At 66.7% G+C, this 25641-nt stretch carries 23 protein-coding genes; 12 read left to right on the top strand and 11 right to left on the bottom strand.

The window, feature by feature from the left end; translation table 11 throughout:
• Positions 1-89 precede the first annotated feature (89 nt).
• Entirely contained in the window at positions 90-833 is a 744-nt protein-coding gene (locus AB5I40_RS18225) for an SDR family oxidoreductase (RefSeq protein ID WP_370939701.1), read from the bottom strand.
• Between the two features lie 87 nt (positions 834-920).
• On the opposite strand from AB5I40_RS18225, the gene AB5I40_RS18220 reads away from it, so the two are divergent.
• Complete coding sequence (locus tag AB5I40_RS18220; RefSeq protein ID WP_370939699.1) at positions 921-1541, top strand: TetR/AcrR family transcriptional regulator; 621 nt, start codon at positions 921-923, stop codon at positions 1539-1541.
• Here the strand turns inward: AB5I40_RS18220 and AB5I40_RS18215 are convergent.
• Positions 1526-2050: a TetR/AcrR family transcriptional regulator gene (locus tag AB5I40_RS18215; protein ID WP_370939698.1), complete on the bottom strand. Its 525-nt coding sequence runs from the start codon at positions 2048-2050 to the stop codon at positions 1526-1528. The two genes, AB5I40_RS18220 and AB5I40_RS18215, sit on opposite strands and share 16 nt — an antisense overlap.
• Before the next feature lie 43 nt (positions 2051-2093).
• Here AB5I40_RS18215 and AB5I40_RS18210 point away from each other — a divergent pair, with 43 nt between their 5' ends.
• Entirely contained in the window at positions 2094-3437 is a 1344-nt protein-coding gene (locus AB5I40_RS18210) for an SDR family NAD(P)-dependent oxidoreductase (protein ID WP_370939697.1), read from the top strand.
• 238 nt (positions 3438-3675) lie between these two features.
• Here the strand turns inward: AB5I40_RS18210 and AB5I40_RS18205 are convergent, their stop codons facing one another.
• Together AB5I40_RS18205 and AB5I40_RS18200 are read right to left on the bottom strand one after the other, a co-directional pair.
• Entirely contained in the window at positions 3676-4764 is a 1089-nt protein-coding gene (locus AB5I40_RS18205; protein WP_370940548.1) for a C40 family peptidase, read from the bottom strand.
• A 764-nt stretch (positions 4765-5528) separates the two neighbouring features.
• Complete coding sequence (locus AB5I40_RS18200; protein ID WP_370939696.1) at positions 5529-6476, bottom strand: nucleoside hydrolase; 948 nt, start codon at positions 6474-6476, stop codon at positions 5529-5531.
• Between the two features lie 52 nt (positions 6477-6528).
• On the opposite strand from AB5I40_RS18200, the gene AB5I40_RS18195 reads away from it, so the two are divergent.
• Together AB5I40_RS18195 and AB5I40_RS18190 are read left to right on the top strand one after the other, a co-directional pair.
• Positions 6529-7284, top strand: coding sequence for an acyltransferase (locus AB5I40_RS18195; RefSeq protein ID WP_370939695.1), 756 nt, complete (start codon positions 6529-6531; stop codon positions 7282-7284).
• Positions 7285-7349: 65 nt separating this feature from the next.
• Positions 7350-7694: a nuclear transport factor 2 family protein gene (locus tag AB5I40_RS18190; RefSeq protein WP_370939694.1), complete on the top strand. Its 345-nt coding sequence runs from the start codon at positions 7350-7352 to the stop codon at positions 7692-7694.
• A gap of 295 nt (positions 7695-7989) precedes the next feature.
• On the opposite strand, the gene ilvA is transcribed toward AB5I40_RS18190, so the two are convergent.
• The gene (ilvA, locus tag AB5I40_RS18185; protein WP_370939693.1) at positions 7990-9246 is read right to left on the bottom strand and encodes a threonine ammonia-lyase IlvA; all 1257 of its coding nucleotides are present in this window, start codon (positions 9244-9246) and stop codon (positions 7990-7992) included.
• A gap of 61 nt (positions 9247-9307) precedes the next feature.
• The gene (locus AB5I40_RS18180; protein ID WP_370939692.1) at positions 9308-10732 is read right to left on the bottom strand and encodes a short-chain fatty acyl-CoA regulator family protein; all 1425 of its coding nucleotides are present in this window, start codon (positions 10730-10732) and stop codon (positions 9308-9310) included.
• A 229-nt stretch (positions 10733-10961) separates the two neighbouring features.
• Here AB5I40_RS18180 and aceA point away from each other — a divergent pair, with 229 nt between their 5' ends.
• The 6 genes from aceA to AB5I40_RS18150 all read left to right on the top strand — a co-directional run bounded on the left by aceA (position 10962) and on the right by AB5I40_RS18150 (position 17218).
• Positions 10962-12251, top strand: a complete 1290-nt coding sequence (gene aceA / locus AB5I40_RS18175) for an isocitrate lyase (protein ID WP_116198817.1) — start codon at positions 10962-10964, stop codon at positions 12249-12251.
• A 69-nt stretch (positions 12252-12320) separates the two neighbouring features.
• Positions 12321-13925 carry a malate synthase A gene (gene aceB, locus AB5I40_RS18170; RefSeq protein ID WP_370939691.1) on the top strand — a complete coding sequence of 535 codons (1605 nt, stop codon included), beginning with the start codon at positions 12321-12323 and terminating at the stop codon, positions 13923-13925.
• Positions 13926-14832: 907 nt separating this feature from the next.
• Positions 14833-15150 carry a multidrug efflux SMR transporter gene (locus AB5I40_RS18165; protein ID WP_370939690.1) on the top strand — a complete coding sequence of 106 codons (318 nt, stop codon included), beginning with the start codon at positions 14833-14835 and terminating at the stop codon, positions 15148-15150.
• Positions 15151-15184: 34 nt separating this feature from the next.
• Positions 15185-15589: a multidrug efflux SMR transporter gene (locus AB5I40_RS18160; RefSeq protein WP_370939689.1), complete on the top strand. Its 405-nt coding sequence runs from the start codon at positions 15185-15187 to the stop codon at positions 15587-15589.
• A 210-nt stretch (positions 15590-15799) separates the two neighbouring features.
• Entirely contained in the window at positions 15800-16525 is a 726-nt protein-coding gene (locus tag AB5I40_RS18155; RefSeq protein WP_370939688.1) for an alpha/beta fold hydrolase, read from the top strand.
• A 231-nt stretch (positions 16526-16756) separates the two neighbouring features.
• Positions 16757-17218, top strand: coding sequence for a MarR family winged helix-turn-helix transcriptional regulator (locus tag AB5I40_RS18150; RefSeq protein WP_116198813.1), 462 nt, complete (start codon positions 16757-16759; stop codon positions 17216-17218).
• A 68-nt stretch (positions 17219-17286) separates the two neighbouring features.
• Here the strand turns inward: AB5I40_RS18150 and AB5I40_RS18145 are convergent, their stop codons facing one another.
• Positions 17287-18540: a glycosyltransferase family 4 protein gene (locus AB5I40_RS18145; protein ID WP_370939687.1), complete on the bottom strand. Its 1254-nt coding sequence runs from the start codon at positions 18538-18540 to the stop codon at positions 17287-17289.
• Between the two features lie 544 nt (positions 18541-19084).
• Between AB5I40_RS18145 and AB5I40_RS18140 the strand changes: the two genes are divergently transcribed.
• Positions 19085-20899: a glycoside hydrolase family 2 protein gene (locus tag AB5I40_RS18140; protein WP_370939686.1), complete on the top strand. Its 1815-nt coding sequence runs from the start codon at positions 19085-19087 to the stop codon at positions 20897-20899.
• 524 nt (positions 20900-21423) lie between these two features.
• On the opposite strand, the gene AB5I40_RS18135 is transcribed toward AB5I40_RS18140, so the two are convergent.
• The 3 genes from AB5I40_RS18135 to AB5I40_RS18125 are packed head-to-tail and all read right to left on the bottom strand — an operon-like array spanning position 21424 to position 24232.
• Complete coding sequence (locus AB5I40_RS18135; RefSeq protein WP_370939685.1) at positions 21424-21915, bottom strand: glutathione peroxidase; 492 nt, start codon at positions 21913-21915, stop codon at positions 21424-21426.
• Between the two features lie 17 nt (positions 21916-21932).
• The gene (locus AB5I40_RS18130; RefSeq protein WP_370939684.1) at positions 21933-23462 is read right to left on the bottom strand and encodes a 1,4-alpha-glucan branching protein domain-containing protein; all 1530 of its coding nucleotides are present in this window, start codon (positions 23460-23462) and stop codon (positions 21933-21935) included.
• The gene (locus tag AB5I40_RS18125) at positions 23459-24232 is read right to left on the bottom strand and encodes a methyltransferase domain-containing protein (protein ID WP_370939683.1); all 774 of its coding nucleotides are present in this window, start codon (positions 24230-24232) and stop codon (positions 23459-23461) included. Before AB5I40_RS18125 ends, AB5I40_RS18130 begins: the two co-directional genes overlap by 4 nt.
• Before the next feature lie 53 nt (positions 24233-24285).
• Between AB5I40_RS18125 and AB5I40_RS18120 the strand changes: the two genes are divergently transcribed.
• Positions 24286-24717 carry a hypothetical protein gene (locus AB5I40_RS18120; protein WP_370939682.1) on the top strand — a complete coding sequence of 144 codons (432 nt, stop codon included), beginning with the start codon at positions 24286-24288 and terminating at the stop codon, positions 24715-24717.
• On the opposite strand, the gene AB5I40_RS18115 is transcribed toward AB5I40_RS18120, so the two are convergent.
• Positions 24695-25534, bottom strand: a complete 840-nt coding sequence (locus tag AB5I40_RS18115; RefSeq protein WP_370939681.1) for a DegV family protein — start codon at positions 25532-25534, stop codon at positions 24695-24697. The genes AB5I40_RS18120 and AB5I40_RS18115 overlap by 23 nt on opposite strands.
• Positions 25535-25641 lie beyond the last annotated feature (107 nt).

The following is a 25641-nucleotide window of genomic DNA, read 5'->3' as shown; positions in this document are numbered from 1 at the left end:
ACGCCGTCGCTATACGCATGAACAGTAGGCTATACCCACGTATAGCCCTTGCGCCAGGACGTGCCCCGTTGTCTCCGCGTCTGTGCAGGTCAGAACTGCTTCTCGCCACCGTCGACGTAAATGTTCGCGCCGAGAATGAAGCTGCTCTGCTCGGAGGCAAGGAACAACACAGCGTCAGCAACCTCGCGCGGTGCCCCCATCCGCCCGAGCGGAACTCGAGCCGCGAAACTCGCCCGTGCCGCATCGACCTTGTCCGCGCCGACCGCCTTCTCGAGCACCGGTGTGTCGATGGTCCCGGGCGAAACCACATTGACCCTGACGCCGCGCCCCTTCAGCTCGTTGGCCCAAGTCCGGGCGTAGGAGCGAAGCGCGGCCTTGGACGCCGAATACGTCCCGAACGCTTCAAGGCCGTCATCAGCCCGGACCGACGAATTCAGGATGACGGACGCACCTTTGTTAAGCAGTGGCAACGCTTTCTGCACGGTAAAAAGCGTGCCGCGAACGTTGGCGCCGAAGACCTGATCGAAGTGCTCCGGGGTCGTCTCCGCCAAGCTCACGAACGACCCCGCCGCCGCGTTGGCGAACACGACGTCGAGCCCCTTGCCCCGAGCGCGAACCGCCTCGTAAAGCCGATCCAGGTCGGCGAGGTCCGCGATGTCCCCCGGCACCGCAGTCGCCGTCCCGATGGTCTTCACCGCCGCGTCCAGCGCGTCCCGGTTCCGCCCGGTGATGAAGACATGCGCCCCCTCCTCCGCGAACCTCTCGGCCGCGGCCAACCCGATCCCGCTGCTGCCACCGGTGACGACCGCCGTCTTGCCCTCAAGCTGCCCCATGTGCTGACCTCCCGCTATTTCGGTACCGATCGGTACCGAACCGTAGCACTTCCGGACCGATCGGTACCGAAGGGCTACACTGACGCGGTGACCAGTCAGGACAAGGCACCCATCGGCCGCCCACGCGGCTTCGACGCCAACGAGGCGCTGCGACGCGCCATGCTGGTGTTCTGGGAACAGGGCTACGAAGGAGCCAGTCTGGCCGACCTGACCGGGGCCATGGGCATCACGAAAACCAGCATGTACGCCGCTTTCGGCAACAAAGAACAGTTGTTCCGCAAGGCTCTAGCCCTCTACGACGAAGGCCCCGCCTCCTACGGCCCGCGAGCCTGGGCAGAACCGACCGCCGCCAAGGTAGCCGCCGCAATCCTCAACGGCGCCGTCGAAGCAACGACCGCTCCTGATTGCCCACCCGGATGCCTAGGCGTCCAGGGCTCGCTGGCAGCAGGCGAACTAGGCCTCCCCGCACGCGAATTGCTAGTCGAATGGCGCAATGCCGCCCGTCGAGCCCTAGAGAAACGCTTCCAGCGCGCGGTAGCCGAACACGACCTGCCCTCGACCGCCGACCCGGCCCGCCTAGCCCGCTACATCATGACGGTCGCGTTCGGCATCGCCGTAGAAGCAGCCAGCGGTGCGAGCCGAGAAGAGCTGCAGGAAGTCGCTGACGCGGCCCTGTCCAACTGGCCGGAACTTCAGCGCCCACAGTAAAGATCAACCGCGACAGTCATCCGCTCCCGAAACTCGTCGCGAGTCTCCGCGTCGTACTTGATGCCGACCGCCGTGCTGATCAACGTCTCAGCCACGTCAGCAGCGGAGCGCCCACCGATCGCCTCGATAACAAGCACTCGAAACTGCTTCGGATATTCAGCTGGCATGTCACCGAGCAAGTCAGGATTCGAGTCGATCAGGACGCCGATCTCCGCAGCCATCGCCCCGACGTAGCGCCCGGCCCAATGATCAAACGCCTCAACCAGCCGCTCCCGCAGCGGTCGCCGCGAATCGGCGAGAGCGTTCCGCGCCGCGGAGATACTGCCGTCAAGCGAATGCCGCACAGTCGCGCGAAACAACTCCGGCTTGGACGAGAAGTAGAAATACAGTCCAGGACGCGAGATGTCCGCAGCCTTCGCGACGTCGTCCATGGACGCCTTGCGATAGCCGTACCGCGCGAAAACCTCCAACGCCGAGTCCAGCACGTGCGTACGCCGATCGCTGCCCATGGACACACTATACAAGTTTCACCTAATCCGTATAGTTCGAAGGGTGCCTCAACCCTCCCGCCTCCACACCGCCTTAGACGCCACGAGCACCCCCGCCCACGTCGCCGCAGACCAGACCCGCGCGGCCTGCAACGCCACCGGTGCCACCGCCGACGTCGTCGCAGACAAGACCCACGCGGCCGTCCCTGCCAGCGCCGCCACCGATATCGCCGCAGGCCTGATCGACAGTGCCTGCAGTGCCACCAGCGCTGCCGCCGATATCGGCGCAGACCTGGTTCACGCGGCCGTCGATGCCACCGGCACCGCCGATGTCGGCGCAGACCCCATCCACTCGGCCGTCAATGCCACCGCCGTCACCGACGTCGCCGCACACCTGATCCACAAGGCCGTCGATGCCATCAGCGCCCCCACCGACGTCGCCACAGACCTCATCCGCACGGCCTTCGACGCCACCAGCACCGCCGCGGACGTCGTCGCAGGCCTGGACCTCGCCGGCATCCGCGCCGTCGTCACCGGTGCCACATCTGGCCTAGGCCGCGAAACAGCCCGCGCACTCGCCTCAGCCGGCGCCGACGTCACCTTGGCCGTGCGCAACCTTTCTGCGGGCAAAAAGGTCGCCGACGCCATCGCGACGTCCACCGGAAACCACGCCGTCCGTGCCGTGCACCTGGAACTGGCCGACCTCGCCACCGTCGCCCACTTCGCCGTCACCTGGGACGGCCCGCTGCACCTGCTGATCAACAACGCCGGCGTCATGCGCCCAACGCTGGGCCGCACCCCGCAGGGCTGGGAACTGCAGTTCGCGACCAATCACCTAGGCCACTTCGCACTGGCACTGGGTCTGCGCGACGCCCTGACCGCCGGCGCGAACGACCGAGGATCGGCCCGGATCGTCGCACTGACCTCCGGCGCGCACATGTACTCATCTGTTGTCTTCGATGACATCCACTTTACCCGGAGAGCCTATGACCCCCAACTGGCTTACGGACAGTCGAAAACGGCCAACTCGCTGTTCACGGTGGAAGCGACCCGCCGATGGGCAGCCGACGGAATCGTCGCCAACGCAGTCAACCCAGGCGGAGTTTCCACTGGCCTGCAACGAGATTTCACCCAAGACATGAAGGACCACCTAGACCGTCTGGAAGCCGCTGGAGTCTTCGCCTACAAGACCGTCGAACAAGGCGCAGCCACCACACTCGTCGCCGCGACCGCCCCACAATTCGCCCATAACGGTGGTCATTACCTGGACGATGGCAACGAAGCCGAGACAGTCCCCGACGACGCCGACTTGGCGGACAACAGTCACGCCGTCAAACGTTGGGCCTGCGACGAGACGACCGCGCGGAGACTGTGGGAGGTGTCCCTGGACCTGGTCCGCCAACACTGACCGGATGCCCCAAGCTGTTCGCCTCGCATCGCTGATTTCCGCCGTAGACAAGAAAATCGAGGTCGCGGATCTCTAATTGTCCTTGCGAGCGGCGAACTCTGCATCCAAGGCTGTCCTCGACACCGGTCGGACTTACTGGGGCGCAGGGTTGTTGTGCAGGAGCCAGCTTCATCGCTGGCGTTTCCATGCCACCCCGTCAGGCCGTCCGAAACTCCGGTCGCGTCGGCCGCCCTAATGGTCAGGCCGTCGGCCGCCCCGCGCCCGCGTAGTCGTCGCCCGGCTTCCGATACGGATGAACCTGCACCGCCTGCCCAGTCTGCGGCGCGTCGATCATCTGCTGGTTCCCGATGTAGAGCCCCACATGATGGATCTTCGTCGTCGGCGCACCGTAGAAGATCAAATCGCCCAATTGGGGTTCGCTCACATGGGCAACGCTGCGAAACTGCGTGTCCGCCGTCCGCATCAGCTTGACGTCAGCGCTCGCATAGGCCGCGGTCGTAAGGCCGGAACAGTCAAAACCAGGGTCAGCGTCGCGGGTCCCGTTGCCACCCCAAACGTACGGCAGTCCAATCTGGTCAATCGCGAAGTCGACCGCCGTGAGCACCGCCGGATTGGGCGGCTGCTCGCTCTGTCCGACCGTGCCGTAGACATTGGTCGTCGCAAGCGTCCGATGCAGGACCACCGGTGCCGGCTCCAGCGTGGCGACCCCGTTCCACCAGTCCGTCGCCAGATCGCGGCCATTCGCGCAGAGCGCACGTCCAGCCGTCAGCGCCGAATCGTCGATGTTCTGAATGTCAGGCTTCCCGCCAGACGCACTCCGCTGCCACTTGCTCCACACCGCGGGAGACAGCTGCAACGGCCCAGCCGCCCCCGGCGTCGAAACGGTTCGGTGATAGAAGTCGAGAACCTCAACCGTGCCAAGCGGTTTCGCGAGAGTCCCGTTCTCCTTGACTTGATTACCCTGTGCCCGCCCATGGTCGCTGGTGATCTTCCCGATCGCGGCGAGAGTGATCCAGGACAGGTGACAATCTGGCTGTTCCTTGCTGAGCGTGACAGTCGCCTGCGCGTACCCGTTCATCGCCCGCAACGGAATGTCGAGCCACTGACTGGTTCGAGACGCCCACGCCCCGAACTCCCCAGCCCGCGGCACTCCAGGCTGAACCGGCACCACGGACGACGGCGCAGGGGGAGCCGGAACGGTCTTCGAGGTAACCGGAGCCACCGACGATGTCGCCGCGACGTTCCCGGAATTCGCGTCACTGGCCCCGCCCGGCAAAACCTGCACAGCGACGGCCAACGCCGCAACGACCACCACAACCGCCGCCAGCGCGACAACAGCCCGCCGGTTCCGCGCGAGAAAACCCTGCTTCGCAGAGCCCGCGACCCCTCCGCCGCCCGACGCCTGGGATCCGTCGCCACTAAACGGCGACGCACTGGTCAGCTCGGGTACTTCGCCATTCGGCGACGACTCGCTGCCCGGCTCGGGCACGTGGCCGCTCAGCGGCGAAGCGCTGGTCAAGTCGGCCGTGCTGCCACTCAACGGCGAGGCGCTGGTCAAGTCGGCTGCGTCGCCACTCAACGGCGAGGCGCTGGTCAAGTCGGCTGCGTCGCCACTCAGCGGCGAAGCACTGGTCGGCTGAGATACGTCGCCGCCCGACGGCGAGGCAGCACCCCGCTCAGCCATTTCGCCGTTCAGCGGCGAATCAGAGATCGATCCAATCGCGTCGCCGTTAGGCGGCGAAACAGCATCTGGCCCGGGGTCGTCTCCACCCAGCGGCGAAGCACTGATCAACTCAGACGCATCACCACCCAGCGACGACTCATCAGCCCCAGAAGTTTCGCCACTCAGCGGCGACACCCTGGTCGACCCACGATTCTCGCCGTCGACCGGCGACGCCCCGCCCACGAACGAACCCCCGGCACCGACCGATTCACCGCCCGCCGACGACGCCCCGCCCGCCGCCGACCCGGCCGATTCGCCACTCACCGGCAACGAGCCCGCGTCCCCAGGCTCGCCACCACCTCGACCCGTGACCGCACCAGGCGTGACCTGCGATTCGCCATCCAGCGGCGATCTCCCGGCCCCCTCCATCACCGGCCCCCGGCGAGTCTCGACAACACGAACTCGCGCAGCGCATCCAACTCTGTATCCACAGCCACCTCGACCGGCCGCCCGGTCGCCGCGGTCGGGACCGCCCGCCGGTCGACGATCGTCATGCCGCGGGTCGGGCCGAGGCCGGAGTCGATGTCGACCGGGTAAGTCTCCGTGCGCAGGATGCCCGGCCGGATCGCCTCGGCGACGGCCACCGCGTCGTGCATGACGATGCCTTCGTAACCGAGCACCTTGCGGTAGTGCGCGAGGTAGTCCGGCGTGAACGAGTCCAGCGCCTGCCCGACCGGTCCGGATGCGGCGAGTTTCGCCAGCCACGCGCTGTCGACCGCGCATCGGTGAGTGAGATCGAGGGGGACCATCACGCACGGGACGTCGTCCTCGGCGAGCACGCGACGCGCCGCGTCCGGGTCGGCCCAGATGTTGAATTCGGAGACCGCGGTCGAGTTGCCAAGGGCGAGCGCGCCGCCCATCAGGACGATCCGCGCGATTTTCGAACGCACCCCGGGGTGGGCCGCGAGCAGGGCGGCGATGTTCGTGAGCGGCCCGATCGGCGCGATGGTCACCGGTTCGTCCGAGGCTTCGAGCAGCGAGACCATCAGGCTGACCGCGTCGGAATCCTCGAGCGGGCGGGTGGCGTCGGGCAGCGAAGCGGCGTGCCCGGAAAGCCCGTCGGAACCGTGGACGGTGCTCGCCCGGTGCAACTCGCGGTAGAGGAGCGGCCGCGAGGCACCCGCGGCTACTGGCACGTCCGGGCGGTCGCACAGCTGCAGCAGCCGTCGCGCGTTCGAGGTTGTCGTGGTCAGCGGCACGTTGCCGAAGACTGTCGTCACGCCCAGCAGGTCGACGTCCGCCGACCTCGCGGCCAACGCGATCGCGAAAGCATCATCGACGCCGGGGTCGGTGTCGATGATCAGCTTGGTCCCCATCGTGCTCCCCTTGCGTGCGGCTGGCCGTCGTCCACAGGTTACGGTCAAGGGCATGACGTCGATGTGGGGTGCGCCCGCGTTGTCGCGCGTGCGCGCCTGGCGGCGGGCCCGGCGGGACCCGCACCAGGCGAAGTTCCTGACGGCCGACTCGCTGCGCTGGGTGCTGCGCAATCGCGCGTACACGCCGTGGTACCTCGTGCGCTACTACCGGCTGCTCAAATTCCGCGTCGCGAACCCGCACATCATCCTGCGCGGCATGCTGTTCCTCGGCAAGAACGTCGAGATCCACTGCCGCCCCGGGTACGGCCGGATGGAGATCGGCCGCTGGGTGCACATCGGCGACGGCAACGCCATCCGCTGTCACGAGGGGTCCCTTCGCATCGGCGACAAGTCGGTGTTCGGGCGGCAGAACGTGATCAACTGCTACCTCGACATCGAGCTCGGCGCCGCGACGCTCGTCGCCGACTGGGTGTACATCTGCGACTTCGACCACGTGACCGCGGACATCCACGTGCCGATCAAGGACCAGGGCATCGTCAAGTCGCCGGTCCGGATCGGTCCGGACACGTGGCTCGGCACGAAGGTCAGCGTCCTCAAGGGCACGCGCATCGGCCGCGGCAGCGTCCTCGGCGCGCACGCGGTCGTGCGCGGTGACATCCCGGACTACTCGATCGCGGTCGGTTCACCGGCACGGGTGGTCCGCAATCGCGAGGACGACTACGCCGCGGATGCAGCCCGCCGCGAGGCAATCGCCGACATGGCGCGCAAGGCGAACAAGGCATTGCAGAAGACGCTCGGCGACAGCTGACGTAGCGCGGCCGTCAGTCCGGTTCAGCCGCGAAAATAGCCTGACAGCGTCGATACCTGCGCCTTATGAGCGAAGCCCTGCGCCGGCACGTCGCCGCCTTCAATGACCGCGACCTTCGAGGTCTCCTCGACGGCTTCACCGACGACGCCGTCTGGATCACCGGCAGCAGTGTCGTGCGAGGACGCGCGGAACTCACCGAACTGTTCAGCGGTGCGATGGAACAACTCCTGCCGACGTTGACGGTCGAGAACGTTCTCGCGGACGGTGATCAGATCGCTGCCCAATTGACTGAGCGACTCACCCACAACGGCGAGGACCGCGTCTTCGCGATCGCCGGCTTTTATCGGCTGTCCGGAGACCGCATCAAGTCGGCGAAGATCTACCGCGAGGGCAGCGCTGAACTCGGCTGACCGGCGTTGCCGTTTTTTGGCGAATCACTCTGGCCTGCGGAAACGCGGGTCTCAGAGGCTCGATACGCCGGTCGATGTCAGGCATCGAGCCGTCTCGATCCGTTCGCCGCGGTGCGACGGCGCTGACAGTGCCTTTGCCGCTACGTCGTCGATAGAGGCGGTCTTCGCGGTGGTGTAGGCAGCACGGTCAGTCCAGTGGCCGTTCAGCGGCAAACTGGCGGCAACAGCGGACAGATCCTCCCGGCTGCCGGGTCTGTCGCCAGTCAGCGGCGAAACCAGAGAACCCAGCGACACCTCAGAGCAAGAAGTGGAACAACGGACTCCCCGGCTCCACCTGCTCCACCTGCAACGGGCTCTTCTCCAGCCGCGCCAGCAACCCTGGCAGGTCCGCTCGCCGAGGGATCTCGACCCCGATCAGCGCCGGCCCGATCTCCCGGTTGTTGCGCTTCACGTACTCGAACCGCGTGATGTCGTCCTCCGGTCCGAGGATTTCGTCAAGGAACCGCCGGAGCGCACCGGGTTCCTGCGGGAAGCTGACGAGGAAGTAGTGCTTCAACCCCTCGTGCATCAGCGAGCGTTCGAGGATTTCGCTGTACCGGCTGACGTCGTTGTTGCCCCCGGACACGATGCACACCACCGTTTGCCCCGGCTCGACCTGCACGCTCGTCCCGAGCGAAGCGGCCGCGAGCGCGCCCGCGGGTTCGGCGATGATGCCGTCCGACTGGTACATCGACAGCATCTCCGTGCACACCGCGCCCTCGGCGACGGACGTCAGATCCGCGCCGCTGTCCCGGATCAACGGGAACGTCACCTGGCCGGCCTCGCGCACCGCGGCACCGTCCACGAACGGGTCGACCGCGTCGATCCGCACCGGTTTGCCTGCCTCGATAGCCGCCGCCATGCACATCGCACCCGCCGGTTCGACGCCGACGACCCGGATGTCCGGATGCCGCTCGCGGACCCATGTCGCGATCCCAGCCAGCAACCCACCGCCGCCGACCGGCACGACCAGGACATCGGGCACGAAGCCGAGCTGCGAAACCACTTCGAGCGCGACAGTGCCCTGACCGGCGACAGTGCGGACGTCGTCGAACGCCGGCACGAGCGTCGCCCCCGTGCGGTGAGCGTCGTCCTTAGCCGCGGCGAAGGCGTCTTCATACGTCTCGCCAACGACGATGACCTCGATGTGGGCACCGCCGAGCGCCGCAATGCGCTGACGCTTTTGGCGAGGCGTCGTACCCGGCACGTACACGCGACCGTTCGCCCCTAAACGGCGACACGCGTACGCGACACCTTGTGCGTGGTTGCCCGCGCTCGCACACACGACACCGCGCGCCCGCGTCGCAGCGTCGAGCTGCACGATGAAGTTGTACGCGCCGCGGATCTTGTACGAGCGCACCGTCTGCTGGTCTTCGCGCTTAAGCCAGACGCGCGCGTCTACGCGGGACGAGAGACGCGCGTTGGGCTCAAGGGGCGTGCGTGTGACCACGCCCGCGAGCCGTTCGGCGGCCTGTTCGACCAGTTCTGCGTTCACCGTGTCGATGTCGTGCACTCGGGTGAATGTACTTCGCACCCGGTGACCACGTACGGGGCACTCACGTCACCGACCGCGTTCACGTCTTCGGAACCGCCGGGTACGGGACGAAGGTGCTGGTGTTTTCGTCGACCGTGAGCGGTTTGCCGATCGCCGGAAACGCGCGTTGCGAACAAGCGGGCCGGTCGCACACTTTGCACCCCATGCCGATCGGCGTCGCGGCGGCGGGTTCGTCCAGGTCAAGGCCGGTTGAGTAGATCAGCCGGCCGGCGTGCCGCAGCTCGCAGCCGAGGCCGACGGTGAACGTCTTGCCCGGGCTGCCGTACCCGCCGATGTTGCGCGACACCGTCCGCGCGACCCAGAAGTACCGTTTGCCGTCCGGCAGCGCCGCGATCTGCGTGAGGATCTTGCCCGGCGAGGTGAAGGCCTCGTAGATGTTCCACAACGGGCAAGCGCCGCCGACGCGCGAGAAGTGAAAACCCGCCGCGGACTGGCGTTTCGACATGTTCCCGGCCCGGTCCACGCGCACGAACGAGAACGGCACGCCACGCTGTTTTGGCCGCTGAAGAGTCGACAGCCGGTGGCAAGTGGTCTCGAAACCGACGCCGAAGTGGTCGCAAAGCCGCTCGATGTCGTACCGGAACTCCTCGGCCGCGGCCAGGAACGGGCTGTACGGCAGGATCAGCGCGCCAGCGAAGTAGTTCGCAAGGCCGACCCGAGCGAGCGTCCGCGCCGCGGGGCCGGAAAACGCCCACGAATCGGCAAGTTCGGTGATCAGGTCGTCGTACTCCAGCAGTGCGATCTGGGACGCCATCCGGAACGCCTGCTGTCCGACCCGCAGGCTCGGCGCCAGCCGCAACACCCGCGTCGCCGGTTCGTACCGGTGCTGTTCACCTGCGGATTCGTTGATGCCCTCGCTGGTCACGTCGACGCCGTAGCGCTGCCACAGCCGTTCCTTGAGCGATCCGAGCACCGCCCCGCGTCGCAGCGGGATCTCGGCGGCCATCCGTTCAGCGCGCTCGTCGAGTTCGGCGACGTAGTTCTCCCGCTCGTAGAAGAAGTCGCGGACCTCCTCGTGCGGCAACGGCGCGGCGGCGCTCCCGTGCAGGCCCAGGCCGTTTTCCGTGGTCAGCGCGGCGGTGCTCTCGACCGCGTTGCGGTAGCTGCGGTGCAGTTTCACCAGCGCCTGGGCGATCGACGGCAGGTTGCTGGCCAGGTCGTTCAGCTCGCTCATGGTCGCTTCGACGCCCACGGCCTCGTCGAGCAGGGCTTCCTTCACGTCGGCGACAAGCCGCGAGGTGTCGTTGTTGGCGAAAAACTCCGTGTCGACGCCAAACGCCTGCGTGATGCGCAGCAGCACCGGCACGGTCAGCGGGCGCGAGTTGTGCTCGATCTGGTTGAGGTAACTGGGTGAGATCTCGAGCACACGGGCGAGGTCCGCCTGGCTCATCGACCGGCTTTCGCGCAAATGCCGCAGCCGCGCCCCGGCGAAAGTTTTGTCCATGAGTGCTCCGTCCGGCCGGAAGGTTTCCGGGCCTGAACGATTACGTGAACGATCAAGCCCGCGAATTTTCGCTGCGGTTGCGAACAGCAGATTCGCAACCTTTGCAACATGCTAGGCAATCTTCGCAGAAATTGGCAAATTGGAGCGGTAGACCAGGTTTTCGTGCTCGTGTCAGGGTCGTGACCAGGCAAGGCGAGCAATCGCAAACTTCGCAACACGGGAGAGTCCGATGACCGAGCAGGCCAATCAGCTCGAGCAGGCGGCGGCCGAGCTGGCCGAGCAGTGGAAGACCGACCCCCGCTGGGCGGGTGTCCAGCGGACCTACTCCGCCGCCGACGTGGTGAAGCTTCGCGGTTCGGTCGTCGAAGAGCACACCCTCGCCCGCCGCGGCGCGGAGAAGCTGTGGGAGCTGCTGCACAGCGAGGACTACGTCCACGCGCTGGGCGCCCTCACCGGCAACCAGGCCGTGCAGCAGGTGCGTGCCGGTCTGAAGGCCATCTACCTGTCCGGCTGGCAGGTCGCTGCCGACGCCAACCTCGCCGGCCAGACCTACCCGGACCAGAGCCTCTACCCGGCCAACTCGGTCCCGGCCGTCGTCCGCCGCATCAACAACGCGCTGGGCCGCGCCGACCAGATCAACTGGGCCGAGGGCAACGGCGACATCGACTGGTTCGCCCCGATCGTCGCCGACGCCGAGGCCGGCTTCGGCGGTCCGCTGAACGCGTTCGAGCTGATGAAGGGCATGATCGCGGCCGGTGCCGCGGGCGTGCACTGGGAAGACCAGCTCGCTTCCGAGAAGAAGTGCGGCCACCTCGGCGGCAAGGTCCTCATCCCGACCAAGCAGCACGAGCGCACCCTGAACGCCGCCCGTCTCGCCGCCGACGTGCTGAACGTGCCGTCCCTGGTCGTCGCCCGCACCGACGCGCAGGCCGCGACCCTGCTGACCAGCGACGTCGACGAGCGCGACCGCAAGTACCTCACCGGCGGCCGCACCTCCGAGGGCTTCTACGAGGTCAACAACGGCATCGAGCCGTGCATCGACCGCGGCCTGGCCTACGCGCAGTACGCCGACCTGCTGTGGATGGAGACCTCCACGCCGGACCTCGAGGTCGCCCGCAAGTACGCCGAGGCGATCAAGGCGCAGTACCCGGACCAGATGCTGGCCTACAACTGCTCGCCGTCGTTCAACTGGAAGAAGCACCTCGACGACGACACCATCGCGCGGTTCCAGCGCGAACTCGGCGCCATGGGCTACAAGTTCCAGTTCATCACCCTGGCCGGCTTCCACGCGCTGAACTACTCGATGTTCGACCTGGCGCACGGCTACGCCCGCGAAGGCATGAGCGCCTACGTCGACCTGCAGGAGCGCGAGTTCGCTTCGGAGGAGCGCGGTTACACCGCGACGAAGCACCAGCGCGAGGTCGGCACCGGCTGGTTCGACCTGGTGTCCACCGCGCTGAACCCGGAGAGCTCGACCACCGCGCTCAAGGGTTCGACCGAAGAAGACCAGTTCCACTGACGCACCCGCGGGCCGGCGATTCCGGTCGCCGGCCCGCCCCTTCCCTTTCCCCCTTCGCGGAGGTACGAGATGGCTGACACGTTGAACACCCGCATCGAGGTCACCGGGCCCGCCGATGGCCGCTTCGCCGAGATCCTCACCCCGGCAGCACTGGACTTCGTAGCCAAACTCGACAACACCTTCGCCGGACGCCGCCGCGAACTCCTCGACGAGCGCCGCCGCCGTCGCGAGCGGTTGCAGTCGGGGGAGGAGCAGCTGGACTTCCTGCCGCAGACGCGGTCGATCCGCTCGGACGAGAGCTGGCACATCGCTCCGGTCGCGCCCGGTCTCGAGGACCGGCGCGTCGAGATCACCGGCCCGACCGACCGGAAGATGACGGTCAACGCGCTCAACTCCGGCGCGAAGGTGTGGCTGGCGGACTTCGAGGACGCGACCTCGCCGACCTGGCACAACGTCGTCGACGGCCAGCTCAACCTGTTCGACGCCATCCGCCGCAACATCGACTTCACCACCGAAGCCGGCAAGCGCTACACGATCGGCGACGACCCGGCGACGATCGTCGCCCGTCCCCGCGGCTGGCACCTGGTCGAGAAGCACATCCGCATCGACGGCCGCCCGGTTTCGGCGAGCCTCGTGGACTTCGGCCTGTACTTCTTCCACAACGCCCGGCAGCTCCTGGCGCGCGGCAGCGGTCCGTATTTCTACCTGCCGAAGCTGGAAAGTCACCAGGAAGCGCGGCTGTGGAACGACGTGTTCCTGCTGGCGCAGAAGGAACTCGGCATCCCGCGCGGCACCATCCGCGCGACCGTGCTGATCGAGACGATCACCGCGGCCTTCGAGATGGACGAGATCCTCTACGAACTGCGCGAACACGCGGCGGGTCTGAACGCCGGTCGCTGGGACTACATCTTCAGCGTCATCAAGAACTTCTCCGCGCACGGCGCCGACTTCGTGCTGCCGGACCGCGCCCAGGTGACGATGACGGTCCCCTTCATGCGCGCTTACACCGAACTGCTCGTCAGCACCTGCCACCGCCGCGGGGCGCACGCGATCGGCGGGATGGCGGCGTTCATCCCGAGCAAGGACCCGGTCACCAACGAGAACGCGCTCGAGAAGGTCCGCCAGGACAAGGAACGCGAGGCCGGCGACGGCTTCGACGGCTCCTGGGTCGCACACCCCGGTCTGGTCCCGGTGTGCCGCGAGGTCTTCGACAGTGTGCTCGGCGGCTGGCCGAACCAGCTCGGCAAGCTGCGTGAAGACGTGACTGTCGACGCTTCTGACCTGCTCGACGTCGCAAGCGCCGGCGGCGAGGTCACCGAAGCGGGTGTGCGAGCGAACATCAACGTCGCCCTCCGCTACATCGACTCCTGGCTGCGCGGCACCGGTGCCGCGGCGATCCACAACCTCATGGAAGACGCCGCGACGGCCGAGATCGCGCGGTGCCAGGTGTGGCAGTGGATCCGCAACGGCACGAAGCTCGAGGACGGCACGGCGCTGACCCACGAACTGGCCAGCGAGTTCCTGGACGACGAACTGGCGAAGGTCCGCGCAGACCTCGGCCAGTCGGCTCGCCTCGACGACGCCCGCGCGATCTTCACCGAGACCGCCCTCGGCGAGAAGCTGCCGAGCTTCCTCACGACGGTCGCCTACGCCCGGTACCTGACCGAGCGGTGACAAGCTCCGGTCGCCAGTGACCTGACCACCGGCGACCGGTTACCCCGCACCACATTTTGGGATGGTGCTGGGAACGGGTCCGGTGGCGGAGGCTCCCCGCCACCGGACCCGGGTCTTTCCGGACCCGCGCTTCTTTCGCCGCTGAGTGGCGAGAGGCGCGGGTTTTCGGTTTCCGCGGAGCTTTCGGACGCTCTAGGCTCGGGCTCTCGGTTCGATGTCGGGGCTTCGCTCTGGGGTTTGGCCTGGGTTTTGCTCGCGTCCGGGCTTCGTTTCGGGGCGCTCGGTTCGTGCTGGCGTCGCCCCGCTTTCTGGGTGCTTATCCGTGGCTCTTTGCTCAATTCCTTGATCAACAGGCCGAGTCGGCCGTTTGCTCTCGGGCACTTGCTAGCGCCTGCCCACGAGTCCCGCTTGTTCTCCGGCGTGCTCATCCGGCTCAGCTCGGACGCGTCCAGTAGCCCGATCCATGCAGCCAGGCGCGACCCGTCGAACAATCCACGAGAGTGCTTGCCCAACCGAACGTCCGATCCGCTCAACCGGTATCCGGCCTCGACGGTGCCAACCCAACGTGCGCTCTGGACAGACGATCCCGTCGAAAGTAGATGCCTCGCCCCGCCCGGCCGACGACCCGAACGGCCGCGCAGAAGTCTCCGATTCCGCGGCGGGGAGTCCGAACTACCATTGCCGTTCAGTGGCGAATACCTGGTCAAAGCCAATTTTTGAGCAACCGTCGCTCAGCTGGCACCGCAGCTCGGTCCTCGACAGTACCCCCGACACCCCTCCGCCCGCCTGCTGATCACCCCTTGCCTATTTGATTCGACATACATATATTGCACATGTAACTACCTGGGGGAGCGTCGCCGGCGAGGGTGCCGAGCAGCTTCCGATCTCACTCTCACCCGGAGAAACCATGCACTGGCTCTACCTCGGCATCGCTGTGTTCTTCGAGATCGCCTTCGCGCTCGGAGCCAACGCGACCGACGGGTTCACCAAGCTGTGGCCGTCGGTGTTCACGCTGGTCATGGCGGCCGGCGGCATCTTCTTCCTCAGTCGCGCCCTGCTGACCATGGACGTCGGCGTCGGCTATGCGATCTGGACCGGTCTCGGCTCGGTCGGCATCGTCCTGCTGGGCGCGCTGATCTTCAAAGAGAAGCTCAACTGGCGCAAGCTCATCGGGTTCGGCCTGGTGATCTGCGGCATCATCGGCCTTCAGCTGACCGGTGCCTGACTCTCTTCTTCCAGCCCCCGAAAGGATTTCCGTCGTGTCCGTTCAGCCCGAAGCAGCACCAGTCGTCGCACCGGAAAAGACGCAGACCAGTCGCCGAGCGTGGGCCATTCTCCTCTTCGCCGGTGTCTGCGAAATCGCGTTCGCCGTCAGCACGGACGGCAGTCGCGGCTTCACCGACCTGCCGTGGTCGATCGCCACCGTGATCACTGCCGCCGCAACGATTTTCACCCTCAGCCTGGCCTTGCGCACCATCGACGTCGGCGTCGGCTACGCGGTCTGGACCGGCATCGGCGCGAGCGGTGCGGCGATCTTCGGCGCGATCATCTTCGGCGAAAGCCTGGGACCGCTGCGCATTCTGTTCCTCGCAGTGATCATCACCGGAGTCATCTGCCTCAAACTCGCCGGCGGCTCAACCGATTCGGCGAAATCCGACGACTGACCGTATCCAGCCCGGCGTCCTGCTGACATCCGCCAGTTGTCGTCAACCTGCCTAGATCCGGCCACAGGCACGGTAATCCCGGTTTTTCACTACGCTGCACCGGCGCGGCTCCACTGTCTGAGACGAATCTGGAGGCCAGTCGAATGCCCATGGCAACGGTCAACGACCGCCCGATTTTCTTCTCCGACACCGGGGGGAGACGGACCGGCCTTGTTGCTGGGACACGGCTACTTCCTGGACCACTCAACCTTCTCGCCGCAAGCAGAGATGCTCGCGCCGGAGCAGCGTCTGATCACCTGGGACGCCCGCGGCCACGGACAAACCCCGGACGACGACCCCGGCACGTCATACACCTATTGGGACCAGGCCCAAGACGCACTCGGCCTGCTGGACCACCTAGGCCTCGAACGCGCCGTCGTAGGAGGATTGTCCCAAGGCGGCTTCACGGCGTTACGAATTGCGTTGCTGGCACCTGAACGGGTCGCAGGACTGGTGCTATGGGACACCGAAGCAACACCGTGCGACCCAGCCGACAAGGCGGCCTACGGCGAAATGTTCGCAGCCTTACGCGAATACGGACCAATTGATGACCTCATCATACCCCTGTCTACGCAACTGCTCGGAAATTCCGCCCTTCGTGATGAGTTGTGCGCACGATGGCGTGCCGCACCCGCGCTGCCGCTGGGCCCGGCCGCACACTGCCTGCTGGAACGAGACGACGTCTCGAACCGCCTGGACGAAATCACCTGCCCGGCGCTGCTGATGTGGGGCGAGCAAGACGTTTCCCTCCCGCGCGACCGCATGGACTTGCTCAGCGAACGCCTCCCAAACGCCAGCGACGTCCACGTCATCCACGGTGCAGCCCACACTCCGACTCTGACCCATCCAGAGCAGGTCAACCCGTTGCTGCAACAGTTCCTGCAGACGTTGGCCTAACAGATTCCGTCAAACACTCCAAGCCGGACTGGAGAACTGCGTAGCCGACGATTCGTCCAGTCCGCTCAATCAGATGCCTGGCTCTAGCCACCCCACTGCCGCGCAGCTCAACGGTCTCCCGAGGACGTGAGGCCTGACGAACACCCAATTGCATGCACGCACATGTGCTATACAAGAGGTCTCGGCACCACTTCTCGATGCCGGACAAGGTTCGCCGGAGAGGTCGTTCGCGTGGCCACCACACCTTCCCCTGGACGCAAGTCGGCAGGGGCGAAACTCACCACCCTTGGCGCGATGTGGCCTCGCATGATGGCCCTTCGCAGCCGCGTCGACCACGAGGTCGAGCAAGCGTTGCAACGGCAGTTGCACCTGGGCTTCTCGGAATTCGTCGCCCTGATGTCGCTGGCCGACCGACCAGACGGCGAACTCCGCATGCAGGAACTGGCTGACGCGACGTCGCTCAACCAGAGCTCCGCGACACGCCTCGTCGGTCGCCTCGAGCGGACCGGGCTCACCGAACGACGTCTCTGCGAATACGACCGCCGCGGCGTCTACACCGGAATCACCGACGCCGGACGCGTCACGTTGCGCAAAGCCGTCCCGGTCTACGAAGCCGCCCTGGCGAGCGCTTTCGACCGCGTGGCAGCAGACCCCGACTACCGCGACCTGATCGCCGCCGTCGACCCCCGCTGACAAGGTGCCCTGACCAGGCATTAGCCACTGAGCGGCGAATCTCGTGAACCGCCGCCGACCAGCGCGTCCTACACCTCGAACGCGTTGCCAGTCGCGATCTTCGGCCGCCCCAACTCCACCGGTTCGCCGACACGCGCCCGCCGGTAAACCTCGACGGTCGCCTCCGCGATCCGCCCCCAATCGAAGTCCGCACCGAGCCGAGCCTGCGCCGCACGCGCCCGCCGAGTCGCGGCCGGAACGTCGCTCAGGACAGTCGTCACGGACGAGGCGAGCCCGGTGACATCACCCGGCGCGAACGCCAGACCGGTCTCGCCATCGATGACAACCTCACCAAGCCCGCCCGCGGTCGAAGCCACCAACGGTGCCTTCGCAGCCGCGGCCTCCAGCGCAACGATCCCGAACGGCTCGTACCGGCTAGGCAGCACGACCGCATCGGCAGCGGCCAGGAGAGCGCGCAGGTCGCGGTCGGAGAGATGACCGACGAAGTCCACCGCCCGGCGAATCCGCAGCTTTCGGGCCTGTGCGACGAGTTCGTCGTGATGTCGCCCTTTTCCGGCAACAACCACTCGAGTCCCCGGGAACTGACGGCGGATCCGGGGCAACGCAGCCAGCAGATCTTGCACGCCCTTTTCCCACTCCAGCCGGCCGAAGAACAGCAGGAACGGAGCGCCGTCCGGACTGTGCTGCTCCCGCATCCTCGCGACCTCGCCGGACGATACGCGCCAACTGCGGCCCTCGATGCCGTTGTGGATCACCGCGACGTCGGCCGGGTCGATCTCGAAGAGGTGCGCGACCTCTTTGCGCATGGCTTGCGAACAGGTGATCACCGCGTCGGCGCGATTGGCCAGCCACCATTCGACCGAATGCACCTGCTGGTTGAGCGGGTGCGACAGCCATCCCGAATGCCGGCCCGCTTCGGTCGCGTGGATCGTCCCGACGAGCGGCACCCGAGCAGCCTCAGCGACAGCGATCGCCGGATGCGTGACCAGCCAATCGTGGGCATGGACGACGTCGGGTTGCCACGTGCGGAGCAAATCCTGTGCCGCCCGGATCATGGCGTGGCCCATGGCGAGCGTCCACGCGACGAGATCCCGCTCGAAGGTCAGGTGCATCGGATCCTCGGCGACGCGGACGACCCGGACCCCCTCGATGACCCGATCGCTGCGCGGATGGGTCGACGCGTCGGTGCCCGCGGTGTGCCGGCAGAGGACGACTACCTCGTGGCCCTGCTGCGCGAGGTGCCGCGCCAGCGCGTGAACGTGCCGGGCCAGCCCGCCGATGACCACCGGCGGATACTCCCAGGACAACATCAGCACGCGCATGGCCCGAGGTTACTCGCCAGTCGCTTACCCTCCGGGGCGGCCGCCCGAACGACCGCCGGAAAGCCGCGCTGACACCCAGCGGAAAGGCCCGAGCAATGAAGAATCCGCTGGTCAGAGCGTTTCGCCAAAAAACGGCAACAGCTCTGATTTGGCCGGTTGGCCAGCCCGCGCCGACAATATCCGCGCAGCTCAGCACTGCTGTCCCGAGCTGGTAACGACCGCCAAGCCGATGCGCGAGTTCCTACCTCAGTCACCTGCTGAGACCGCGGCCTTTACCTGATGCAGACAAGCCTGCTCCCGGGCGCTGAAGCGGGCTCGCCAGCGGCTGACCAGCCATTAGCCACTGAACGGCGAAACGGTCGTCGACACCAGCTCCACTGCGCCGCCGCAGGAGGCTCCACCGAGGACCAGCCATCAGCCATCAGCCGCCGACCGCCGACCGTCGCCGTCGACATCGGCCCGTCGTTCAGGACCCGTTCACCGGCCGCCCAAGCATCACTCAAGCGGTGCCGCGGATCGCGATTCTCTGCCACCATGACCGGTGATGACTCCAACAGAGCCCGAATGGCAGCGCGCGGATCCGCCGCTGACCACACCGTGGACCGACCGAGTCGACCCGGCCGCGGTGCTGCCCGAGTACCCGCGTCCTCAGCTGAGCCGGCCGGAATGGCTGAGCCTCAACGGCATCTGGGAGTACGCAGGCTGGCCTGCCTCGTCCGCGGCGCCGCGACCCATCGGCTACAGCGAGCGCATCCTGGTTCCCTTCGCGCCGGAATCCGCGCTCTCCGGAATCGGCCGACGCGACGAAGTGCTGTGGTACCGGCGGTTGTTCGAGATCCCGGAAAGCTGGAGCGGGCGACGGGTGTTGCTGCATTTCGGTGCAGTCGACCAGAAAGCCGAAGTGCGGGTCAACAACCAGACGGTGGTCACCCATGAGGGCGGATACACGTCGTTCTCAGCGGACATCACGGACGCGCTCCGTGCATCAGGACCGCAGGAAATTACCGTTCGCGCAGAGGACCGTACGGACATCGAGCCGTACCCGATCGGCAAGCAGCGCAACGAACCTGGCGGTATCTGCTACACGCCGACGTCGGGAATCTGGCAGACCGTGTGGGTCGAGCCGGTGCCGAACGAGCGCATTTCCGCCCTCGAAGTCACCTCGGACCTGTCTGGTGTCTCGGTGTTCCCGCAGGTCACTGGCGGTACACAAGTGGAGTTGATCGTTTCGCCGCAAAACGGCGACGAGGCGGCGCGCGTTCGAGGCACCGCGGGCGTACGGCTGCGAGCCAACCTTCCAGAACCTCATCCGTGGTCTCCGGACGATCCGTTTCTCTACGACATCACCGTCCGGCTTCTGGATGCGCACGGTGATGCCCTGGACGAGGTCGCCAGTTATTGCGGCCTGCGAACGGTAGAAATCCTCCCGGATGTCGACGGACGGCCACGGATCGCGTTGAACGGCCGGATCACCTTCCTGCACGGACCACTCGACCAGGGCTACTGGCCGGACGGCGGTTACACGGCTCCGACAGACGAGGCGCTCAGGTTCGATCTCGAGAAGACGAAGGAACTCGGGTTCAATCTGGTCCGCAAGCACGTCAAGGTCGAGCCCGCGCGCTGGTACTACTGGGCGGACCGGCTGGGTTTGGCTGTCTGGCAGGACATGCCGTCGCTGATCGTCTCGTTCGCGGGCCCGCCCGGGCACGCGCCGGATCCGTTGCCCGAAGGACAACGGCGATTCGAGGCCGAGCTGCGGGAAATGGTCGCGCAGCTGAGCAATGTCACGTCGATCGTCGCCTGGGTGCCTTTCAACGAAGGCTGGGGAGAATTCGATACGGCCCGGATGGCGGCGCTCGTGAAGGACCTCGACCCGACCCGGCTGGTGATCGCCAACAGCGGCGTGAACTGTTGCTTCTCCCGCCCGGACACCGGGGCCGGCGACATCTACGACGACCACACGTATGTCGGGCCGGGGGAGCCGCACGAGGGGGACCATCGCGCATTAGCGGACGGCGAATACGGCGGCCTGGGCCTGGTCCTCGAAGACCACATTTGGCCAGGTCCGCCCAATGCCTACGAAATGACGACTGATTCGGCACACCTCACTCGCCGGTACGCGGAGGTGAGCGAACGCCTCGAAGGGTTGGTTTCCGAGCGGGGATTGTCCGGCGCGATCTACACTCAGACCACTGATGTAGAGAACGAAGTGAACGGCCTTCTCACCTACGACCGCCGAGTGCAGAAGCTCGACTTCGCCGACGCCGCGAACCACAACCGAGCGGTGATCGCGCGTGGTTCGTACCCAGAGGTGAAGACCGCTGCCGAGTTGGCTGACGAGGCTCCGGACAGCCGTTGACCTGCGGTTCGCCACTAAGCGGCAACACAAGATAGGCAGTTCCGCACAGGGGCTGCGGCCTGGGGGGCAAACCAGGCCGCCTTGCGATTCGCCGCTCACTGGCGACGAGCTGGCCGACGGCATATCGACGGTGGCGTGATGCCACCCCGACCGGAGGCGCTGCTTCGCGCCCTCGCCGGTCAGCGGCTACGGCGCTGCGGCGACCCGGCGGTGCCGAGTTCGCCTGTGACCGGCGACGGACGCGGCTGGGTGGTGCCGAGGCCGACGTTGCTGCGCGTGGCGACGTCTGTCCATGGTGACTTGAGTCTTCGGTCGGCAGTTGCCGCTGATAGGCGACAACGCCGCGGGCGAGCCGACGTGAGGGAACACCAGACCTTTCGCCACTGAACGGCGACGGCGCGAACCCACGGCCAGCGGTATCTCCTCCGCAGAACCCGGCTGGCTCCGCGCCGGTAGTCAGTTGCCGAAAAACGGCGAATGCTCTCCGGCCAAGATAAACGCAGGCCGGAGAGCACGACCGAAGCTCAAGCAGGCAGTGCCGCTTCGATCGCCGCGACGATCGTTTCGTCTTCAGGCTCCGTGCGCGGGCGGAAGCGGCCGAGCACTTTGCCGTCCGGGCTGATCAGGAACTTCTCGAAGTTCCACTGCACGTCGCCGGCTTCACCATCCGCGTCGGGCGTTTCCGTGATGCTCGCGTAGAGCGGGTGCCGGTCTTCGCCGTTGACGTCGATCTTCTCGAACAGCGGGAACGAAACTCCGTACGTGGTGGAACAGAACGTCTGGATTTCCTCCGCGGTGCCTGGCTCTTGGCCGGCGAACTGGTTGCACGGGAACCCGACAACCGAGAAGCCCTTGTCGCCGTAGCGTTCCTGCAGTCGCTCCAACCCGGTGTACTGCGGCGTCAACCCGCACTTCGACGCCACGTTCACTACAAGCAGCGTCTTGCCGGCCAGCGGGCCGCCGAGAGTGGCCTCGTCGCCGGACAGCGTCTTGAGCGGCAGGTCGCGGATTCCCATGGAATTCCCTTCGATCGTCACGCGGAAGGACGGCGCAGGGCGCGCGCGTCCAGATGTCCGAACGGGCCGTCGGCCCGGCGGTATTCCTCGGCCAGGGCAAGCGCGCGAGCTCGATCCCCGCTGCGGATCAACCCTGCCAGGGCATCGAATCGTTCGGTGTGCACGCGGGCGCGCCGGCGAGCGTAGTCGGCGGCGGAGTCTTTGGTGACCATGAATGCCCAGTCGCTGGACAGCGCCATCATCGCCTCGGCGACGGCCTGATCGGCAACGGCGTCGCGAGTGGTCCCATCCTGCTTGTCGGCCAAGTCGAGGAGCCGGGTCTGCAGCGCGGTGTTGTCCTGCACCATGTCCGCGACCTGTTCGCCGTCCCAGACTCGCCAGTCCTTGCCAGAGCCCCACGAGGACGCGGGCAGTTGGACCGGCTCGCCCAGGTGGCCAGCCTCGAGCGCGCCGCGCAGCGTGGTCACGCGGACGCCTGCTTCGGGCAGCGCGCGCAAGATTCCTTCGAGCCACGCGGGACCCTCGTGCCACCAGTGCCCGAAGAGCTCCGTGTCGTAGGCGGCAACCACTAGCGATTCTCGGCCGTGTTGCTCACGGAGGGATCGCAGCCGTGCGACGACTGTTTCGACGAAATCCTTGACGTGAGAACCCAGAACGTCCGCGGCGAGCGCAGGGTCATACGGGGATTTATCTTGTGGCTCAACAGTTTTTCCGGTGACGCGTGAGGCTTTCAGTCCGACTTCGTGTGCCCAGGTGTGGAAATCCCGGTACGCCGCATGGCCTGGATAGCCTGCTTTCGGCGACCAAACCCGGTACGTGACTTCGAGATCGCGGCCGAAGCAGACGACGTCGGAGTCTCCGACGGGATGCGCGGCCGAGGTGTCACCATGGAGTGAAGGGCCGTCGACGAGGAAGCGTCGCACACCGGCGTCGTGATAATCTTGTTCCATTCCCGGTGCATAACCACATTCAGGTGCCCAAATACCCTCTTGTGCGCGGCCAATGCGCAGCGCGGTGTCCTCCAACCCCGCCTGGAGGGCGAACCGTCGCACCCGCTGGTCCAGCAACGGCTGGAACGGATGCGCAAGCGGTCCGCCGAGCAGTTCGATCGTGTCGCTGTCCACAAGCGACCGCAGGATCGGCGAGAAACCGTGCCGCCAGCGCGTTTCCAGCTCCTCGGTGGCGTGCATCGCGGCTTGGTGCTCGGCGGCGGCGAGGTTGCGCAGCAACGGATCGCCGTGCCAGAGCGTCGATGCGTGCTGCGTGCGCAGCTGCCAATGGCCGACCCAGTCGTGGCAGGCGCGGATGGCGTACGGATCATCAAGCTGGGCGGCGAGGACTGGCGTCATGCCGAGCGTCAAGACGTCGCGTCGCCCCTCAGCGGCGAAACGGCGCAGCAGGTCGACGACCGGCAGGTACGAATGCGTCCACGCCTGGTACAGCCATTCCTCGCCGACCGGCCAGCTGCCATGGTGCGGCAGCCACGGCAGGTGGCTGTGCAGGACGAGGCAGAACGTGCCTTCGTGCTCGGACTTCCGGGCGCTCACGGGCGCACCGCCACGGCCACCAGATCGAGGCTCGCGTCGAGGTCGTCGTCGTGCACGGAGAAGTCGTCGGCCCGGATCGCCGCGACGTCCGCGAGGAGGTCCGCGGGCCAGGTGGCCTGTCCGGGAAGGGAGCCCATTACGACGTCCAGCTGGGCGTCGATGATGGAGGCGCCGTAGCGGGTTTCGGTGGTACGCAGGGTTTCCGCGTGGTGCAGCCCGTTCAGCGCCGCGACGGTGAACCCGGCCGCGCGCAGCAGCCCGTCCAATTCGGACGGTGCCAGTTCGCGCGTGTGGAACGGGTTGAGCGGGGTGTCGCTGTCCGGAGTGAAAGTGAGCCGGTTCGGGGTCGTGACCAGCAGTTTCCCGCCCGGGCGCAGGACGCGGAAGCATTCGGCGAGGAAACCGCCCTGGTCCCACAGGTGCTCGATCACCTGGAAGTTCGCCACCACGTCGACGGCGCCGTCCCGCAGCGGGAGGTATGCCAGGTTTGCCCGCGCGACGGCGACATCCGGATACCGGCTTGCGACGTGCTCGGTGGTCGGCACGTCGTAATCCAGCGCGAGCACTCGGCGGGCGTGCTGGGCGATAAGCCCGGCCCCGTAGCCCTCGCCGCAGCCGGCTTCGAGCACTGTCGCGTCGGCGCAGTGGGGGAGGAGGGCGAGGTATGCGGCTTCATGGCGGCGGAACCAGTAATTCTCCTCGGGGATGCCGGGGACGGTTCGTTCGCCGGTGAGGTGCAGTGCCTCGGCCCGGGTGGCTGCGTTGGTCACCTGCGCGACCCTAGCGCCTGTCACGTTTCGCGCAGCCGTCTCGTTCCAGCCGTATGCAACGGACGATCACGCGCATCCTCCTGATCCTGCTCGGTCTCTACATCCTGGTGCAGGGGCTCTGGCCGCTGCTCGACCCGATGGGGTTTTACCAGGACTTCCCCGGTTTCCGGCACGGCTGGGTCTCCATGGACGGGCCGTACAACGAGCACTTCATCATCGATTTCGGCGGCCTCAGCCTGGCGCTCGGCGCGATGCTGGTCGGCGCTGCCGTGATGGGCACCACAACGGTCGCGCGGCTGGTGGCGGTCGCGGCCCTGCTGTTCGCCGTACCGCACCTCATCTACCACGCCGGCCACGTCGGGCACTTTCCGCAGCTCGATCAGGTGCTCATCATCGGCGGGCTCGCGGTGACGGTCCTGCTGCCGCTCGTGGTGCTTGTGGTCCCGGGGCGGCGAATCGAGGTCAGTTCGACGGCGACACCGTGATGCTGAGCGCACCCGGGCCGACGTGAGCGCCTATCACGGTGCTCGCGTCGCCCACCACGATCTCGCCCGCGCCGGGCACGCGCTCCCGCAGCTTCCGGACGACCTCGCTCTCGTCGGAGCCGAAGCGAGTCACCGCCAGGTCCACGGGTTGGTCGCCGGCGGCCTTCGCGGCCAGGTCGACGAGCCGGTTCATCGCTCGTTTAGTGCCGGGAACACGGGCGAGGGGGCTCACCTCCCCGTTGCGGACGGTGAGCAGCGGCTTGATCGCGAACGCACTTCCGAGCATCGACTGGGCAGCGCCGATCCGCCCCGATCGCCGCAAGTACTCCAGGGTGTCCACGTAGATCAGTTCGGTCGAGTTGCGCACTCGCCGTTCCGCGGCGTCCAGGACTCGCTCGAGCTGTCCGCCGGCCCCGGCGACGCGCGCGGCGGACACCGCTGCGTAGCCGAGACTCATGCTGGCCGTCCCGCTGTCGAGGATGTGCACCGGAATCCGCACCTGCTGTGCGGCTTCGCGGGCGGCTTCGACGGTCTGCGAAAGCCGTCCGGAGATGTGCAGGCTCACGATGGCGGACGCGCCGGCTGAGGCCGCGTCCTGGTAGGTCCAGAAAAACGCACCGGGATCGGGCGGCGAAGTCGTGACGGCCCCGCCGGACTTCATGGTCTGGATGAGCTCGCTCCGGTCGAAGCGGTGCTCGTCGTCCGTCTGGTCTCCGACGTGCAGCTGGACCTGGACGACACTGATTCGCCACTGAGCGGCGAGCTGCTCGGGCAGGCACGAGGTCGAGTCGGTGACTACGGCGATGTGCGCGGACATGGTGCCGGAGCGTAACCCCTAACGGCCTACTGCGAGTAAGTGACCGTTGCTCCGATCGGGCGAGCGGCGCGCTGGACGGGCTAACCGGTCAACTACTGGGACGATGG

Origin of the sequence: Amycolatopsis sp. cg13 (assembly GCF_041346965.1) — a bacterium.
In the GTDB taxonomy this organism is placed as follows: Bacteria; Actinomycetota; Actinomycetes; order Mycobacteriales; family Pseudonocardiaceae; genus Amycolatopsis.
Note: the sequence above shows the minus strand (reverse complement) of the source record. Positions and strands in the feature narration are given on the sequence as shown.

Excerpts from the sequence above, each read along its gene's own strand:
- aceB (WP_370939691.1), top strand. The coding sequence starts at position 12,321 with ATGGCTGACACGTTGAACACCCGCATCGAGGTCACCGGGCCCGCCGAT.
- AB5I40_RS18195 (WP_370939695.1), top strand. The coding sequence starts at position 6,529 with ATGACGTCGATGTGGGGTGCGCCCGCGTTGTCGCGCGTGCGCGCCTGG.
- AB5I40_RS18190 (WP_370939694.1), top strand. The coding sequence starts at position 7,350 with ATGAGCGAAGCCCTGCGCCGGCACGTCGCCGCCTTCAATGACCGCGAC.
- AB5I40_RS18135 (WP_370939685.1), bottom strand. The coding sequence starts at position 21,915 with ATGGGAATCCGCGACCTGCCGCTCAAGACGCTGTCCGGCGACGAGGCC.
- AB5I40_RS18165 (WP_370939690.1), top strand. The coding sequence starts at position 14,833 with ATGCACTGGCTCTACCTCGGCATCGCTGTGTTCTTCGAGATCGCCTTC.
- AB5I40_RS18120 (WP_370939682.1), top strand. The coding sequence starts at position 24,286 with ATGCAACGGACGATCACGCGCATCCTCCTGATCCTGCTCGGTCTCTAC.
- AB5I40_RS18180 (WP_370939692.1), bottom strand. The coding sequence starts at position 10,732 with ATGGACAAAACTTTCGCCGGGGCGCGGCTGCGGCATTTGCGCGAAAGC.
- AB5I40_RS18225 (WP_370939701.1), bottom strand. The coding sequence starts at position 833 with ATGGGGCAGCTTGAGGGCAAGACGGCGGTCGTCACCGGTGGCAGCAGC.
- AB5I40_RS18145 (WP_370939687.1), bottom strand. The coding sequence starts at position 18,540 with ATGCGCGTGCTGATGTTGTCCTGGGAGTATCCGCCGGTGGTCATCGGC.
- AB5I40_RS18115 (WP_370939681.1), bottom strand. The coding sequence starts at position 25,534 with ATGTCCGCGCACATCGCCGTAGTCACCGACTCGACCTCGTGCCTGCCC.
- aceA (WP_116198817.1), top strand. The coding sequence starts at position 10,962 with ATGACCGAGCAGGCCAATCAGCTCGAGCAGGCGGCGGCCGAGCTGGCC.
- AB5I40_RS18140 (WP_370939686.1), top strand. The coding sequence starts at position 19,085 with ATGACTCCAACAGAGCCCGAATGGCAGCGCGCGGATCCGCCGCTGACC.
- AB5I40_RS18215 (WP_370939698.1), bottom strand. The coding sequence starts at position 2,050 with ATGGGCAGCGATCGGCGTACGCACGTGCTGGACTCGGCGTTGGAGGTT.
- AB5I40_RS18200 (WP_370939696.1), bottom strand. The coding sequence starts at position 6,476 with ATGGGGACCAAGCTGATCATCGACACCGACCCCGGCGTCGATGATGCT.